The organism is Serratia sp. NPDC078593, assembly GCF_050268245.1.
In the GTDB taxonomy this organism is placed as follows: domain Bacteria; phylum Pseudomonadota; class Gammaproteobacteria; order Enterobacterales; family Enterobacteriaceae; genus JBNNGK01.
This window is the reverse complement of the sequence record NZ_JBNNGK010000005.1, coordinates 1-14317: the sequence shown is the minus strand read 5'-3', so window position 1 is coordinate 14317 and position 14317 is coordinate 1. Positions and strand designations below refer to the sequence as shown.

Here is a 14317-nt window from a genome sequence, read left to right as displayed (position 1 = left end):
ATATTGATAATCATTTTCATTTAATTAATCGGGAGTCATTATGCCGTTGAAACCGAACGTTTTTCCTCTTGTTCACGCCACTGCTCGCTGGCAGAACACGTTGGCACTGCTGAGCCTGCTGTTGACGGGGTTGTTTCTCAGTCATAGCGCACTGGCAGAGAAAAAACTGCGTGTGGTAACCACCTTCACCATTATTCAAGATATCGCCCAAAACGTCGCTGGTGATGCCGCTATTGTGGAATCTATCACGAAACCGGGCGCTGAAATCCATGATTATCAACCGACGCCGCGCGATATCGTAAAAGCACAGCATGCCGACCTGATTCTCTGGAATGGCATGAACCTGGAACGTTGGTTTCAACGCTTCTTTGAGAACCTTAAACAGGTACCCGCAGCCATTGTCACCGAGGGCATCACGCCCCTGCCCATCCGTGAAGGCCCCTACAACGGTAACCCCAATCCCCACGCCTGGATGTCGCCGACCAATGCCTTGGTATATATCGATAATATCCGCCAAGCACTGGTGAAGCACGATCCCGCCAATGCGGCGGTTTATAACCGTAATGCCAGAATCTATGCGGAAAAAATTGCCGCACTTGACGCACCCTTGCGTGAAAGGCTCGCCCGCATCCCTGCCGCACAGCGCTGGCTAGCGACCAGCGAGGGCGCATTCAGCTATCTGGCGAAAGATTATCAGCTCAAAGAGGTCTATTTGTGGCCCATTAATGCCGATGAGCAAGGCTCGCCGCAGCAAGTTCGTCATGTGATCGATACCGTTCGCGCCAATCATATTCCTGTGGTGTTCAGTGAAAGTACCATCTCCGACAAACCCGCCAAACAGGTGGCAAAGGAAACTGGCGCGCAATACGGTGGCGTATTGTATGTCGACTCGCTTTCCACGCAAGACGGCCCGGTACCAACCTACGTTGATCTACTTAACGTGACGGTGCAAAACATCGCAAAAGGATTTAATCAATGACCGTTTTGGCATTCACCCGGCCAACATTAAGCGTCGACGAGGTGACCGTCACCTATAACAATGGCCATACCGCAATTTACGATGCCAGTTTCTCGCTTAACGGCGGGGCTATCTGTGCGCTGGTTGGGGTCAACGGCAGTGGGAAATCGACACTCTTCAAAAGTATTATGGGGCTGGTGCGCCCCACCGCCGGACGCGTCCAGTTGAATAACAAACCGATCGCGGATGCACTGAAAAAAAACCTGATTGCCTATGTCCCACAAACTGAAGACGTCGATTGGAATTTCCCCGTGTTGGTGGAAGACGTCGTCATGATGGGCCGATACGGCAAGATGAATTTCCTGCGTATTCCGTCAAAAGACGATCGCCGACGGGTAGACAAGGCATTAGCGCGCGTTGGATTAAGTGAATTACGCCAACGACAGATCGGTGAATTATCCGGCGGGCAGAAAAAACGGGTGTTTCTGGCCCGCGCATTAGCGCAGCAAGGCACCGTGTTGTTATTGGATGAACCTTTTACCGGTGTTGACGTTAAAACCGAGAACGCGATTATCGATTTATTGCGTGCGCTGCGCGATGAAGGCCACCTAATCCTGGTGTCAACGCATAATCTAGGCAGCGTGCCAGAATTTTGCGATCGAGTTATTTTGATCAATCGTACCGTGCTGGCAGCAGGGCCAACCGAAACGACCTTTACCCAACACAATCTGGAGCTGGCCTTTGGTGGCGTACTGCGTCACATCAATCTTTCTGGCGCGGACCTGCATGACGATAACGATCCGCGTACCGTAACGGTGCTGACAGATGATGAGCGCCCGGCGGTATTCTACGGCCATACCAAGAGCGATCCGCCTACCCAAAGCCAACAAAAGGAGAAACAGCCCTGATGTGGGATCTTTTGTTGCAACCCTTTCATTACAACTACATGGTGAAAGCCATTTGGGTCAGTGCCATTGTCGGCGCCGCCTGCGCGTTTCTCTCCGCCTATTTGATGCTGAAAGGTTGGTCGCTGATGGGGGATGCGCTGTCGCATTCGGTGGTGCCGGGTGTCGCGGGCGCTTATGCTCTCGGCTTACCCTACGCCGTTGGCGCGTTCTTCACCGGCATGTTGGCCGCTTTAGCAATGACGTTGGTACGGCACGTCACTCGATTACGCGAAGACGCCATTATCGGTTTCATCTTCTCTACCTTCTTTGCCGTTGGTCTATTGATCGTTTCGCTGAATCCCACATCGGTTAACGTTCAATCGATCATCTTTGGCAATATCCTCGGCATCGCCGATAAGGATGTGATACAGGTCGAGATCATTATTGGCATTTCGCTACTTATCTTGTGCCTCATTTGGAAAGACCTGCTGGCGGTATTCTTCGATGAACACCATGCGGTATCAATTGGACTATCACCGCTACGGCTAAAAATTCTGTTTTTCACTCTGCTTAGCGCCTGTACCGTCGCCGCATTGCAAACCGTTGGCGCCATTTTGGTGATCGCGATGGTGATCACGCCGGGCGCGACGGCGTATTTGCTGACCGACCGTTTCAGTCGCTTGGTGATCATTGCCATTATTATTGGTGCAATGACCAGTAGCATCGGTGCTTATCTGAGCTTCTTTCTTGATGGCGCGACCGGTGGCGTGATCGTCACACTGCAAACCGTGGTGTTTCTGTTGGTGTTTGTCTTTGCGCCCAAGCATGGTCTGTTAGCTTCAAAGCGCCGGAGCGCGCGTGCCGAATATGCTGAGGAGGAGCGCTGATGGAAATGCTATATCAACTTTTCAGTGAGCCGTTCGCTTATCCTTTTATGCAACGGGCGATGATTGCCGCCATCGTCACCGGCGTGGTCTGCGCAGTATTGTCTTGCTATCTGGTACTTAAAGGCTGGTCGCTCATGGGCGACGCCATTTCGCACGCCGTTTTGCCGGGGATTGTCTTAGCGTTTGTGCTGGGCATCCCTTTGGCCATCGGCGCGTTTCTTTCTGGCATATTTTGCGCGATTGCTACCGGTTATCTCAAAGAAAATAGCCGGGTGAAAGAAGATACGGTCATGGGCATCGTCTTTTCCGGCATGTTTGCTTTTGGGCTGGTGCTCTTCTCACGCGTGGATACCGATCAACACCTAAGCCACATTCTGTTCGGTAATATACTCGGTATTACTCACGTTGAATTACGGCAAATGCTGTTGATTGCCGGTTTTACGCTGGCGATAGTGCTGCTAAAACGCAAGGATTTAATGCTGTACTGCTTTGATCCCAGCCACGCAAGGGTAATTGGCTTACCGGTGAAGCTATTGCACTACGGCCTTCTTTGTCTGCTAGCAATGACTATCGTCGCCTCGTTGCAGGCCGTTGGGGTGATTCTGGTGATTGCCATGCTCATCTCCCCAGGGATTATCGCGTTCATGCTATGTCGCAGTTTTGACCGTATGCTGCTGATTGCCACGGCGGTATCCGTGTTCTCTTGCGTGCTTGGTACGCTGATTAGCTTCCACATTGATGGCGCTACCGGGCCATGTATCGTTATTACCCAAGCCATTTTGTTTGTTGTCGCTCTGCTATACAGCCGGATAAAACCATTGCGGCACCCCGAAAATAACCTGCTGAGTGATGAGCACTGATGACGTCTGTGCCGCAGAGTCCGTAGTAACAATAACGCCCCCCTCGCGAGTGCGTAAATTAATCAATAGCGTATATACTTTGACCAAGATGTGGTTGTGTGAAAGATACCGGTGTTCTCTCCCGGCTGTGCGCAACATCGTGTTTTCAGGTGGTCAAAGACGTTACGCTAATGAGTCAGCAGGCAACACAGAGGAGGGAATACCATGTGGCAAGCCGTTAATCGTTTGTTAGTTGAACATCTTGGCAGCGCGGAAATGGGTCAAAGGACTGAGCTACCGGGGGGAGAAATCCATCCGGCATGGCATGTACGCTATGGTGAACGTGAGGTGTTTATCAAATGTGATACCCGCGAGTTACTGCCGATTTTCACCGCTGAAGCCGATCAACTCTCTTTGCTGGCGCGCAGTAAAACTGTCCGCGTACCGGAAGTGTACGGGGTTGGCAGCGATCGCGATTACAGCTTCTTGCTGCTGGAATACCAACCGCTCAAGCCGCTGGATGCACACGGCGCTTACTGTCTGGGGCAACAATTGGCAGGCTTGCATCAATGGAGCGAGCAATTGCAGTTTGGCCTTGATTTCGATAACGATCTCTCCACGACCCCGCAACCTAATGCTTGGCAACGCCGCTGGGCTGAATTTTTTGCCGAACAGCGTATTGGCTGGCAGCTCCAACTGGCGGCAGAAAAAGGCATGAACTTCGCGATATCGATAAACTGGTGGATAAAGTTTACCTGCGTTTGCAACACCACCAGCCGCAGCCGTCGCTGTTACACGGCGATCTCTGGCCGGCCAACTGTGGTATGGCCGCCGATGGCCCCTTGTTGTTCGATCCCGCCTGTTATTGGGGCGATCGCGAATGCGATCTTGCCATGTTGCCGCTGTACCCCGAGCTGCCGGCACAAATTTACGATGGCTATCAAAGCATCTCGCCGCTGCCTGACGGTTTTATCGAGCGCCAACCGCTCTACCAACTTTATTATCTGCTTAACCGCAGCAATTTGTTTGGCGGCCAGCATCTGGTGGCAGCACAGCGGGCTATCGACACCCTGCTGCAACCCGGAAAATAGCTAAAAACAATGGCCAGTCATAGCCCTGCAGGCTGCTGATAAAGCCAGTTATTAGGGAAAGCGTGGCTGGGGGCGGAGTGGCGTAAGCCACCTGAGCGCCCCTCGCTACGCACGGGTATCTTGGGCCATCAGGCGACGTCGTCATCAAGCTCATGGCCCATATTCATCAACACATCGCCATGCCTGAGTGCGTCACGCAACGCCAGCAATTTGCCCCAAAAGTTTAATCACGAAGTAGGCCACTACGGCAATCACCAATGGCAAGATATACAGCGGAAAATACTGCAAGAAAATAGTGTGGTGCGGCAGCGTAATACGTTGTTCTAACTGGTTGCGGGAAAGCCCCTCATCCCCCTTCGCTTGTTCTAAGATCATTTGATCTTCCAATCGTTCACGAATGAACCTTACTTGGCGCGACATCCGTGCGCCCGATGCCTGAAGCGCCAATCCAACGAAAATGAGAAAATAAATGATGATGAACATCAGGTTGCCGCCGCTAAACACACTCTTGTCAACGTTGGGTATCGGCGAGTTATACCAGAACAGGTTGAGAAATGGCGTATTAAAACGCACCATATCCACCATGACATGCACAAAGTCCATCATCACGGCATTGATACCTTTCGTGACTTCGGTGTGTTGATAGATAAAATTTAACAGTGAAATCAGCGTCGACATTAATGCTGGAATAAACACAACCCATCCCAAAATACGCTTGATAATGGCAATTCGCCCTGCCTGTTGATACGTCATGCGTTCCCCTTATTAGCGACGTAACCGTAATGGGCTAAGTCTACCCGTTGTTAGCCAGATCCGCCCATCGTTTTCTTCATGGGCTAAATCTGCTGCTATTCACACCCAACAGCAGAGCCGTCTGTACAGGCTAACGGTGCTACTTTTTCGAATTATAGTTATAGTGCAACCTTGGCAACTAACAGAAGGGATTACCATGATTCGGCTGATCGTCTTATTGCTCGGCACTCAGGCGCTACAGGGCCAACGCCGAATCCTACAGCTGATTGGTTGGCTATGGGTTGCATTTGGCGTCTTGATGCTGATAGATGTGTTGGAAGATGGGCGCTCAGTATTCGCCCTCGACGCGCTGGCCGTGATGCTAATCTTGGAAGGTATGGTCGCGATCTCCGCCGCTATGGTCATTGGTGGCAGTGCCAGCCGCCCGGTATTGCTGAAAGGATTTGGCTTCATAGTCCTGTCATTTCTGGTGTTCGATATCCCTGCCGACGGGAATATTGTTTCCGCCATCGTTTTTGGCAGCGCACTATTGTTGGATGGTGCTGTGCGCATCGCATCATCAGCGGTGATCCAACACAGTCGTTGGAAGCCCATCGCATTAGCCGGTGGCGGCGAAGTGTTGCTGTCAATCATGATCTTCATCGGCTGGCCAGTATCGCACCGGATGACAGTGCCATTTTGTATCGGCTTGGTGATGATACTCTCCGGCTGGGCGTTGTTACGCATCGCCCAACGTTTGGAACGCTTTACGCTTAATCAACATCATGCCGCCCCCGCTATGGGCGATCAAACTCAACCGTTGACGGTATACGTCTGGACCCCCTTGGGCACGGTAAAGGATGCGCGTCGACGGTATATTGTTGATCGATACATTGCGGCAGTGGACGGTGCAGGCGTCATCGCCACTGGCCACGCAGCACTGGCGTTAGCCCCAGATCTCTACATCAGTCACTATCCGCTCAATGACATCGATAGGTCGACACAAGATTTCCGCCGTATGTTGCATGCTGGCGAGCAAAATAACGCTGCTGGCCGCTTTCTACCGAGTCTGCAACACGAGGTTGCAGACTGGTGCCTGCCGGATAAGAAAATTCATTTCCGCCGGTATAATCCGGCCGCCCTCCGCGATTTTTGGCAACAATATCGCCGAGATACCACTTATAACCTGACACAGCGCAATTGCTCCACTACCGTGATTTGTGCGCTTGATAGCGCACTGGAAGGTGTTTTAGGCGACAAACATCTTTGGCGGCGCTTTATATTGCTGGTTCTTGACCCTAACCTGTGGGTTCTCGCAATGCTGCGCAGCCGGGGAGAAAGCATGACGTGGACACCTGGCTTAGTGTTGGACTATGCCCGCATGTTAAAGCAGGTCAGCGAACGCCAAGAGCAGCGCTGGCTGATGAAGTTGCGTAATGTTATGCACCGTCTGCCCTACAACAAGTTACGACACACGGTGATACGGCGGCAATAATTCCCCGTTAGCCGCTCACTTTATTACTTATCCGCGTCAGCAGGAGTTAAACCGCCAATGGCCTATTCGCGACACATTGACAGTGCAATTTTTGATATGGATGGTTTGTTAATTGATTCCGAACCGCTGTGGTTACAGGCTGAAATGGACATATTCGGTGCCCTCGGTCTGGATCTTTCCGAACGCCACACATTGCCAAACACGCTGGGTCTGCGCATCGATCTGGTGGTTAATCTGTGGTATCAAGCCATGCCGTGGCAAGGGCCGTCGCTTGAGGCGGTGTCCGCACGCATTATTGAACGTGCGATTGAATTAGTGCACCAGAAACGCCCGTTGCTACCAGGCGTTCACCAAGCGCTAGAACTATGCCGTCGCTTGGATCTGAACATCGGTCTGGCCTCTGCCTCGCCGCTGCACATGCAGCAACAGGTGCTTAAAATGTTTGATTTAGAGGACTATTTTGATCATTTGGTTTCAGCCGAGCACCTTCCCTACAGCAAACCCCACCCGGAAGTTTACCTGATCGCTGCCGAGCGGCTGGGCAGCGACCCACTGCGCTGTATCACGCTTGAAGACTCTTTCAACGGCATGATCGCTACCAAAGCCGCGCGTATGCGTTCGATTGTGGTACCAGCCGATGCGTTCAGCCAAGATCCACGCTGGTCCCTTGCCGATTACAAGCTCACTTCACTTGAACAACTCACACCTGCGCATTTGGCCTAATCACCGTTTGCCCTCCGCTATCTTTTTGCACTACCGCTATGGTAGTGCACACACGCACCATAACAAAAAATCAGACCGCTATCGCAATTAAAACAAAACACCATTTCATTTTTATTGAATAAGCATATCAATCCGCCTATAGTCGCCAATATAGAAAATACCGGGTAGCCAATTGTCGCTGTCACTGCCACGCAGCGTCGCTGACTGCCCGGTACTTTCTTCCTCAACCGTCAACAGCGAGGCCTTGAGGTGAATATCTGTCAAAGTATTCACTGCAACCACGCCAAACAACTCGGTGTGAGTCACTTTCTGACGCGGTGCGAACTGGGGATGAGCAATATTGATAACCTTGGCTTTATCGTGGTGGATGAGCATACGGATGAAATTGGCCATGAAGAAGTGTTGTACGTGGGCAAAGGTGCTAAAAGGATTGAATTCAGCAGCGTTAACCCGGCCAAACCCACGAAGTTTTATTACAACAGCGCTCCGGCACATAGCTCGTATCCAAACAAAAAAATCACGCTGGCAGAAACTTCAACGCAAACGCTCTGTGAGGGCGCAACATCATCAACCTCAAGAGCTCTGAATAGCGCTTCTGTTGTTTGCTGTTGATAATCTGCGCATGCAACACGGGACAAAAATAACCCAACCCATTGTAAAACCGACCAAATAATACAATTAGTTACAGCGTCACTATTTCATTACTGGAGAAAAAACCATATACTGGATAAATTACCAGCTTATCAATTGGAATAGCAACCAGCATGACTGCGGAAGGACATCTTATTTTTTCTGTCGCTTGCGCGATTTTTGCCAAGAAAGCAGAAGTCACGCCGGTGCTCGCCAATGGTGACTGGTGGCATATCATTCCTGGCGCTCTACTGACCTCACTCTTGCCGGATATTGACCACCCCAAATCGGTACTAGGGCAACGTTTTCGTTGGTTGGCTATCCCTATCGCTCGCGCCTTTGGTCACCGTGGCTTTACCCATAGCCTATTGGCGATCGCCGGCGGCATGATGTTGTTTCAGCTCGATGTACCACGCAGTTGGCCAATACCAGGTGATGTCTTACACGCCATGATTATTGGTTACTTCAGTCATTTGCTGGCCGATATGCTCACGCCCGCAGGTGTGCCGTTATTGTGGCCCTGCCGTTGGCGCTTTCGTTTGCCGTTACTTAATTCACAAAAGGGCAATCAGCTTGAACGTGTCCTTTGCCTTTGTTTGGTCGCTTTCGCTATCTATTGGCAAGGCGATTGCACTATTCCTGTGCAGTCTTATTTTGAGCAGTTAAAAAATAGTAGACCGTGATCACACTTATCTGGTTAACCAGCACGCAAAACGCTTAATATATCATCAAAATAACACAAAAAGTTATATCACATTCAATTTGGATATAAGGGCGCGGCTCATCAAACTGTTACGATATTTACATCGCTATACATTAGTGCGTAGCCATTTTAAACGATAATAAAAGATATTGGAGACACCGGGATGAATCTACCGCTCGTTATCAACGTGCTGGTTTTTGTCGCCCTCCTTTTGCTATTGGCGCAAACACGCCATAAGCAGTGGAGTTTGGCGAAAAAAGTATTAGTCGGTTTAGTCGCAGGCGTGGTATTTGGCCTGGCGCTACAACTGATCTACGGCGCTAATAACCCAGTACTGAAAGACTCCATCAGTTGGTTCAACATTGTCGGAAGCGGTTATGTGCAACTGCTGCAAATGATCGTGATGCCGCTGGTTTTCGTCTCCATTTTGAGCGCCGTCGCCAAGCTACATAACGCCTCATCGTTGGGTAAAATCAGCTTCCTGACCATCGGCACCCTGTTATTCACCACGCTGATTGCAGCACTGGTCGGGGTATTCGTTACTAATCTGTTTGGTTTAACCGCGGAAGGGTTGGTACAAGGCAGCTTGGAAAGCGCGCGCTTGTCGGCAATTGAGAGTGACTACGCGGGGAAAGTAGCCGATCTGACGGTACCACAGTTGGTACTCTCCTTCGTGCCGAAGAATCCGTTCGCCGATCTGACCGGAGCCAATCCTACCTCGATCATCAGCGTGGTCATCTTCGCTGCTTTCCTGGGCGTCGCCGCGCTGCAATTGCTCAAAGACGATCAGGCTAAAGGTCAGCGCGTTCTGACCGCGATCGATACTCTGCAAACCTGGGTAATGAAGCTGGTTCGTCTAGTGATGAAACTGACGCCTTATGGCGTTATGGCGTTGATGACCAAAGTGGTCGCCGGCTCTAATATTCATGACATCATCAAGCTAGGCAGCTTCGTTGTCGCTTCGTACCTCGGTTTAGCCATCATGTTTGCGGTTCATGCCGTTCTGTTGACGTTGACCGGTGTGAATCCGATGAAATTTTTCCGCAAAGTTTGGCCGGTCATCACCTTCGCCTTTACTAGCCGCTCCAGCGCTGCCAGTATTCCATTAAATGTCGAGGCGCAAACCCGACGTCTGGGCGTGCCAGAATCGATTGCCAGTTTCTCCGCGTCATTCGGGGCCACCATTGGTCAAAACGGCTGTGCTGGCTTGTACCCTGCGATGTTGGCCGTCATGGTTGCACCTACCGTCGGGATCAATCCGCTCGATCCAATATGGATTGCCGCCCTGGTGGGTATTGTGACCATCAGTTCCGCAGGGGTAGCCGGTGTGGGCGGTGGCGCCACTTTCGCTGCCTTGATTGTACTGCCAGCCTTAGGGTTGCCGGTGACGCTAGTTGCGCTGTTGATTTCCGTTGAGCCGCTAATCGATATGGGGCGTACCGCGTTAAATGTTAGCGGCTCCATGACCGCGGGTACCGTCACTAGTCAATTGATGCGGCAGACGGACAAATCCATTATGGACAGTGAAGACGAAGTGGAACTGGCTCACCAGTAATCCCGGCGCCGTCAAAACAGCAACACCAAGGCGAATGCCGCTCAGTTAATCCTGAGCGGCATTTCACATTATGTGCCTCATTGACCTATGCGCGTTTCCCCCACATACCTGACATAAAAACGATTACTGCACGCGGCTCATGCTTAAAACGGATAGTCGTGATAACCTTGCTGTTGCGAAATAATACGTGCAGCTTTATGCAACTGTCGTACATATTCGGATTTGGCCTCCTGCGAGAAGCGAATCGTCGGGAATGAAATGCTTAGACCGGCGATGACCACGCCAAAGCGATCAAATACCGGCACCGCAATGCAGCGCAAGCCCTCTTCTTGTTCTTCAATATCCTCAGCAAAACCTTGCTCACGGACTTTATCCAATACCGGTAACAATTCTGCTGCACTGGTTAACGTGTGCGGCGTACTACGGGTAAACGCCACCTGAGACAGAATATCGTTAACTTCAGAACGGTCGCGCCATGCTAGCAGCACTTTACCGATAGCGGTGCTGTGCAGCGGATTACGGCGGCCGATGCGTGAATACATACGCAAATTATACGAAGAATCAATTTTGTGAATGTAAACAATACTGTCTTCGTCCAGCGCCCCTAAGTGAATGGTTTCACGCGTATGGCTCGACAGTTCACGCATCTGAATGTCTGCACTGCGGATCAAATCAACGTTTTGCAGCGACTTAGCGCCTAACTCAAACAGCTTAAGGGTAAGTGCGTATTTTTCCGATTCTTCTTCTTGGGACACATAACCCAGTGACTTCATGGTTTGCAAGAAGCGGTAGACGGTGCTTTTCGACATCATTACCCGCTGAGCAAGCTCAGTAATGCCGATCTCACGCTCCTCGCCCAGCGCTTGCAAGATACCGAACACTTTTAGCACCGATGAAACCGAATCCGGTTGTTTATCTAGATCTGCATTAGCCATGATCAATACCTACTCAGTATTTGTTGTTTTAATAAATTTGAACAAAGGTTTCAGTATATGCGGAGCGTTCAACATGACGCAATGGATAGGCGATAGCATCCTTTGCACACCGACTCTTACAATTGCCGGCTAAATGCCGGATGCAATCAACGGTGAAACTGTTAGCATGACCCTATTCCCTCTATTCATTTTATTGCTCCGTTTCCAACTATGACGCGTTCATTTTCTGACGGGTTACCCGTTCCACAGCGCTACGGTGCGATCCTCGCCATTGCGCTTGGGATCACCGTTTCTGTGCTTGATGGCGCAATCGCCAACGTGGCGCTGCCCACAATCGCCCGCGATCTCAACGCCAGCCCGGCCAGTTCAATTTGGATCGTCAACTCCTACCAGTTAGCGATCACCATTTCCTTGCTTTCACTGGCCTCGTTAGGGGATTTAATTGGCTATCGGCGTATCTATCAGGCTGGATTACTGCTGTTTAGCATTACATCGCTGTTTTGCGCGCTATCCGATTCCTTAACTACGCTGACGATTGCGCGCGTCCTGCAAGGTTTTGGCGCTGCGGCCATTATGAGCGTTAATACCGCGCTGATCCGTATTATCTATCCGCAGCGTTTTCTCGGGCGTGGTATCGGCATTAATTCATTGATTGTCGCATTTTCATCGGCGGCTGGTCCTACGGTAGCAGCAGCGATCTTATCTATCGCTTCGTGGCAATGGTTATTTGCTATTAATGTGCCCATTGGCATCGTCGCATTGCTGTTAGGTATGCGCTACCTGCCGGATAATAATCAGCCGCGTCGTCAGCAGCGTTTTGATGCGCCAAGCGCAGTGATGAATGCCTTGACCTTTGGTTTATTGATTACCGCCATTAGCGGTTTGGCACAACAGCAACGTCTGGGCTTGATCGCTGGCGAGATAGCCGCGTTATTGTTGATTGGTTTTTTCTTCGTACGCCGACAACTACGTCAGGAATCGCCGCTTCTGCCGGTAGATCTGTTGCGTATTCCGATCTTTGCCTTATCCATGGGGACTTCAATTTTTTCGTTTTCCGCACAGATGCTAGCCATGGTTTCACTGCCATTCTTTTTGCAAGGTACATTAGGGCGTGATGAAGTCACGACCGGCTTACTGCTCACGCCGTGGCCATTGGCAATTATTGTGATGGCCCCCATTGCCGGCCGTTTGGTCGAACATGTGCACGCCGGATTATTGGGCGGGGTTGGATTAGCGGTATTCGCGTTGGGATTATTCTTGTTAGCCATGCTGCCACATAACCCAAGCAACCTCGATATTACGTGGCGGATGTTACTGTGCGGTGCCGGTTTCGGTTTTTTCCAGTCGCCCAACAACCACACCATTATTTCCGCTGCACCGCGTCATCGCAGTGGTGGTGCCAGCGGCATGCTGGGCACCGCACGCCTACTGGGTCAAACGACCGGTGCCGCTTTAGTCGCGTTGATGTTTAACCTATCCCCCACTAATGGCACTCACGCCTCGCTGATACTGGCAGGGGCTTTCGCCACGGTTGCCACAGTGGTGAGCTGTTTACGCATCAGCCAACCACGCGCCAGCGCTGCTGAATCATCCACCGAGAAATAACACGCAAAAATGTTCGTTGCCTATTCACCGGCACAAAAAAACCCTGGCATGCCAGGGTTTTTCATCATGGCGCTTTACTTGATGTATTGGCCAGAACGCAGTGCTTCAATACGTTTGTCCAATGGCGGATGCGACATGAACAACTCACTGAAGGATTTTGATTTACCATTGATGCAAAATGCCATCATGCTACCCGCTTCCTGCGGTTCATGGCTGGTTTTCAATCGTTGCAGCGCAGCAATCATTTTCTCACGCCCCACCAATTTAGCGGAACCGGCGTCGGCGTAAAACTCGCGGTGACGCGAGAACCACATAGTAATGATGCTCGCCAAAATGCCGAAGACCAATTCCAGCACCATTGATACCGCAAAATAAATCATTGGATTACCATTACCTTCACCTTCCCCATCACGGTTGCTCATAAAACCAGCGGCAACCTGAGCGATCAGGCGAGAGATAAAGATAACAAAGGTGTTCACAATGCCCTGAATCAACGTCATGGTCACCATATCACCGTTAGCAACATGGCTGATTTCATGCGCGATAACCGCCTCGGCTTCATCACGACTCATGCTTTGCAACAGGCCGGTACTAACGGCAACCAATGAGGCATCACGACGGGCACCGGTGGCAAAAGCGTTGATATCCGGCGCATGATAGATAGCCACTTGTGGCATGGCAATACCCGCCTGCTGCGACTGACGACGCACGGTTTCTAACAACCAATTCTCGGTTTCATTGCGCGGTTGTTCAATCACTTCCCCGCCAACAGAGCGCAGCGCCATCCACTTGGACATCAGCAGAGACACAAACGCCCCGCCGAAGCCGAACAGACCGGCCATAATCATTAGGCCCTGAACGCTACTGGATTGGATTCCTGTCAGGCTGAGTACCAGTCCGAAAACCAACATCACCGCCAGGTTGGTGAGCAGGAACAGCGCTATACGCATCATAAATTGTTTACTTCCTCATAAATGTTAACAAAATACAGCTTTTGATACCTAGATCGTATGGGCATCCGTCACAGTTTCAAGCGTTGTAGGCCATTAACCCACTAAAAATACGAAACTTTACAAAAACGGCGCCCTGCATAATTTTTACAAATTGAAATCAATTGCTGGAAATGGCGTTTTAAGGAAGAGGCAGACGACCATACTGGGCAGTTCGCTTCTCGATGCCACAAATAAATATCCTCCGGCATAGCCGGAGGTTTTTCATATGCGCCTATAAGGCTCTGTTACCAGCCGCGCCCTAACAGGCGCATAGCAATCTGACAT

At 50.8% G+C, this 14317-nt stretch carries 14 protein-coding genes and 1 pseudogene; 11 read left to right on the top strand and 4 right to left on the bottom strand.

The genetic code is table 11. The features are described from left to right. The first annotated feature begins 40 nt into the window (after positions 1-40). The 5 genes and pseudogenes from ACQKDS_RS07375 (at position 41) to ACQKDS_RS07355 (ending at position 4662) form a co-directional block, all read left to right on the top strand. Positions 41-979 (top strand): metal ABC transporter substrate-binding protein, encoded by a 939-nt coding sequence (locus ACQKDS_RS07375; protein WP_399668638.1) that lies wholly within the window; start codon positions 41-43, stop codon positions 977-979. Continuing rightward, positions 976-1866 carry a manganese/iron ABC transporter ATP-binding protein gene (locus ACQKDS_RS07370; protein WP_399668641.1) on the top strand — a complete coding sequence of 297 codons (891 nt, stop codon included), beginning with the start codon at positions 976-978 and terminating at the stop codon, positions 1864-1866. The genes ACQKDS_RS07375 and ACQKDS_RS07370 overlap by 4 nt, the downstream gene beginning before the upstream one ends. Next, on the top strand, positions 1866-2732 hold the full coding sequence (locus ACQKDS_RS07365; RefSeq protein WP_399668644.1) for a metal ABC transporter permease: 867 nt from the start codon (positions 1866-1868) through the stop codon (positions 2730-2732). The genes ACQKDS_RS07370 and ACQKDS_RS07365 overlap by 1 nt, the downstream gene beginning before the upstream one ends. Next, complete coding sequence (locus ACQKDS_RS07360; protein ID WP_399668646.1) at positions 2732-3592, top strand: metal ABC transporter permease; 861 nt, start codon at positions 2732-2734, stop codon at positions 3590-3592. The genes ACQKDS_RS07365 and ACQKDS_RS07360 overlap by 1 nt, the downstream gene beginning before the upstream one ends. A gap of 204 nt (positions 3593-3796) precedes the next feature. Next, positions 3797-4662 (top strand): annotated as a pseudogene (locus ACQKDS_RS07355) (fructosamine kinase family protein). Positions 4663-4854: 192 nt separating this feature from the next. On the opposite strand, the gene ACQKDS_RS07350 reads toward ACQKDS_RS07355, so the two are convergent. After that, positions 4855-5415 (bottom strand): YniB family protein, encoded by a 561-nt coding sequence (locus ACQKDS_RS07350; RefSeq protein ID WP_399668648.1) that lies wholly within the window; start codon positions 5413-5415, stop codon positions 4855-4857. Positions 5416-5611: 196 nt separating this feature from the next. Between ACQKDS_RS07350 and ACQKDS_RS07345 the strand changes: the two genes are divergently transcribed. Both ACQKDS_RS07345 and hxpB read left to right on the top strand, forming a co-directional pair. Further along, positions 5612-6889 (top strand): HdeD family acid-resistance protein, encoded by a 1278-nt coding sequence (locus ACQKDS_RS07345; protein WP_399668651.1) that lies wholly within the window; start codon positions 5612-5614, stop codon positions 6887-6889. 57 nt (positions 6890-6946) lie between these two features. Next, positions 6947-7612: a hexitol phosphatase HxpB gene (gene hxpB, locus ACQKDS_RS07340; protein WP_399668654.1), complete on the top strand. Its 666-nt coding sequence runs from the start codon at positions 6947-6949 to the stop codon at positions 7610-7612. 111 nt (positions 7613-7723) lie between these two features. Here hxpB and ACQKDS_RS07335 read toward each other — a convergent pair whose 3' ends face one another. After that, entirely contained in the window at positions 7724-7885 is a 162-nt protein-coding gene (locus ACQKDS_RS07335) for a hypothetical protein (RefSeq protein WP_399668657.1), read from the bottom strand. Between the two features lie 57 nt (positions 7886-7942). On the opposite strand from ACQKDS_RS07335, the gene ACQKDS_RS07330 reads away from it, so the two are divergent. The 3 genes from ACQKDS_RS07330 (at position 7943) to ACQKDS_RS07320 (ending at position 10500) form a co-directional block, all read left to right on the top strand. Then, a complete protein-coding gene (locus ACQKDS_RS07330) occupies positions 7943-8224 on the top strand; it encodes a hypothetical protein (protein ID WP_399668660.1) in 282 nt (93 codons plus the stop codon). A 152-nt stretch (positions 8225-8376) separates the two neighbouring features. Further along, complete coding sequence (locus tag ACQKDS_RS07325; protein WP_399668663.1) at positions 8377-8925, top strand: metal-dependent hydrolase; 549 nt, start codon at positions 8377-8379, stop codon at positions 8923-8925. A 183-nt stretch (positions 8926-9108) separates the two neighbouring features. Beyond that, the gene (locus ACQKDS_RS07320; RefSeq protein WP_399668666.1) at positions 9109-10500 is read left to right on the top strand and encodes an L-cystine transporter; all 1392 of its coding nucleotides are present in this window, start codon (positions 9109-9111) and stop codon (positions 10498-10500) included. Between the two features lie 143 nt (positions 10501-10643). Here the strand turns inward: ACQKDS_RS07320 and kdgR are convergent, their stop codons facing one another. Next, positions 10644-11435 carry a DNA-binding transcriptional regulator KdgR gene (kdgR, locus tag ACQKDS_RS07315; RefSeq protein WP_399668669.1) on the bottom strand — a complete coding sequence of 264 codons (792 nt, stop codon included), beginning with the start codon at positions 11433-11435 and terminating at the stop codon, positions 10644-10646. A 210-nt stretch (positions 11436-11645) separates the two neighbouring features. On the opposite strand from kdgR, the gene ACQKDS_RS07310 reads away from it, so the two are divergent. After that, entirely contained in the window at positions 11646-13040 is a 1395-nt protein-coding gene (locus ACQKDS_RS07310) for an MFS transporter (protein WP_399668672.1), read from the top strand. Positions 13041-13114: 74 nt separating this feature from the next. On the opposite strand, the gene htpX is transcribed toward ACQKDS_RS07310, so the two are convergent. Next, positions 13115-13993, bottom strand: coding sequence for a protease HtpX (gene htpX, locus ACQKDS_RS07305; RefSeq protein WP_399668675.1), 879 nt, complete (start codon positions 13991-13993; stop codon positions 13115-13117). Positions 13994-14317: the final 324 nt, after the last annotated feature.

Excerpts from the sequence above, each read along its gene's own strand:
- ACQKDS_RS07375 (WP_399668638.1), top strand. The coding sequence starts at position 41 with ATGCCGTTGAAACCGAACGTTTTTCCTCTTGTTCACGCCACTGCTCGC.
- ACQKDS_RS07370 (WP_399668641.1), top strand. The coding sequence starts at position 976 with ATGACCGTTTTGGCATTCACCCGGCCAACATTAAGCGTCGACGAGGTG.
- ACQKDS_RS07365 (WP_399668644.1), top strand. The coding sequence starts at position 1,866 with ATGTGGGATCTTTTGTTGCAACCCTTTCATTACAACTACATGGTGAAA.
- ACQKDS_RS07360 (WP_399668646.1), top strand. The coding sequence starts at position 2,732 with ATGGAAATGCTATATCAACTTTTCAGTGAGCCGTTCGCTTATCCTTTT.
- ACQKDS_RS07350 (WP_399668648.1), bottom strand. The coding sequence starts at position 5,415 with ATGACGTATCAACAGGCAGGGCGAATTGCCATTATCAAGCGTATTTTG.
- ACQKDS_RS07345 (WP_399668651.1), top strand. The coding sequence starts at position 5,612 with ATGATTCGGCTGATCGTCTTATTGCTCGGCACTCAGGCGCTACAGGGC.
- hxpB (WP_399668654.1), top strand. The coding sequence starts at position 6,947 with ATGGCCTATTCGCGACACATTGACAGTGCAATTTTTGATATGGATGGT.
- ACQKDS_RS07330 (WP_399668660.1), top strand. The coding sequence starts at position 7,943 with ATGAGCAATATTGATAACCTTGGCTTTATCGTGGTGGATGAGCATACG.
- ACQKDS_RS07325 (WP_399668663.1), top strand. The coding sequence starts at position 8,377 with ATGACTGCGGAAGGACATCTTATTTTTTCTGTCGCTTGCGCGATTTTT.
- ACQKDS_RS07320 (WP_399668666.1), top strand. The coding sequence starts at position 9,109 with ATGAATCTACCGCTCGTTATCAACGTGCTGGTTTTTGTCGCCCTCCTT.
- kdgR (WP_399668669.1), bottom strand. The coding sequence starts at position 11,435 with ATGGCTAATGCAGATCTAGATAAACAACCGGATTCGGTTTCATCGGTG.
- ACQKDS_RS07310 (WP_399668672.1), top strand. The coding sequence starts at position 11,646 with ATGACGCGTTCATTTTCTGACGGGTTACCCGTTCCACAGCGCTACGGT.
- htpX (WP_399668675.1), bottom strand. The coding sequence starts at position 13,993 with ATGATGCGTATAGCGCTGTTCCTGCTCACCAACCTGGCGGTGATGTTG.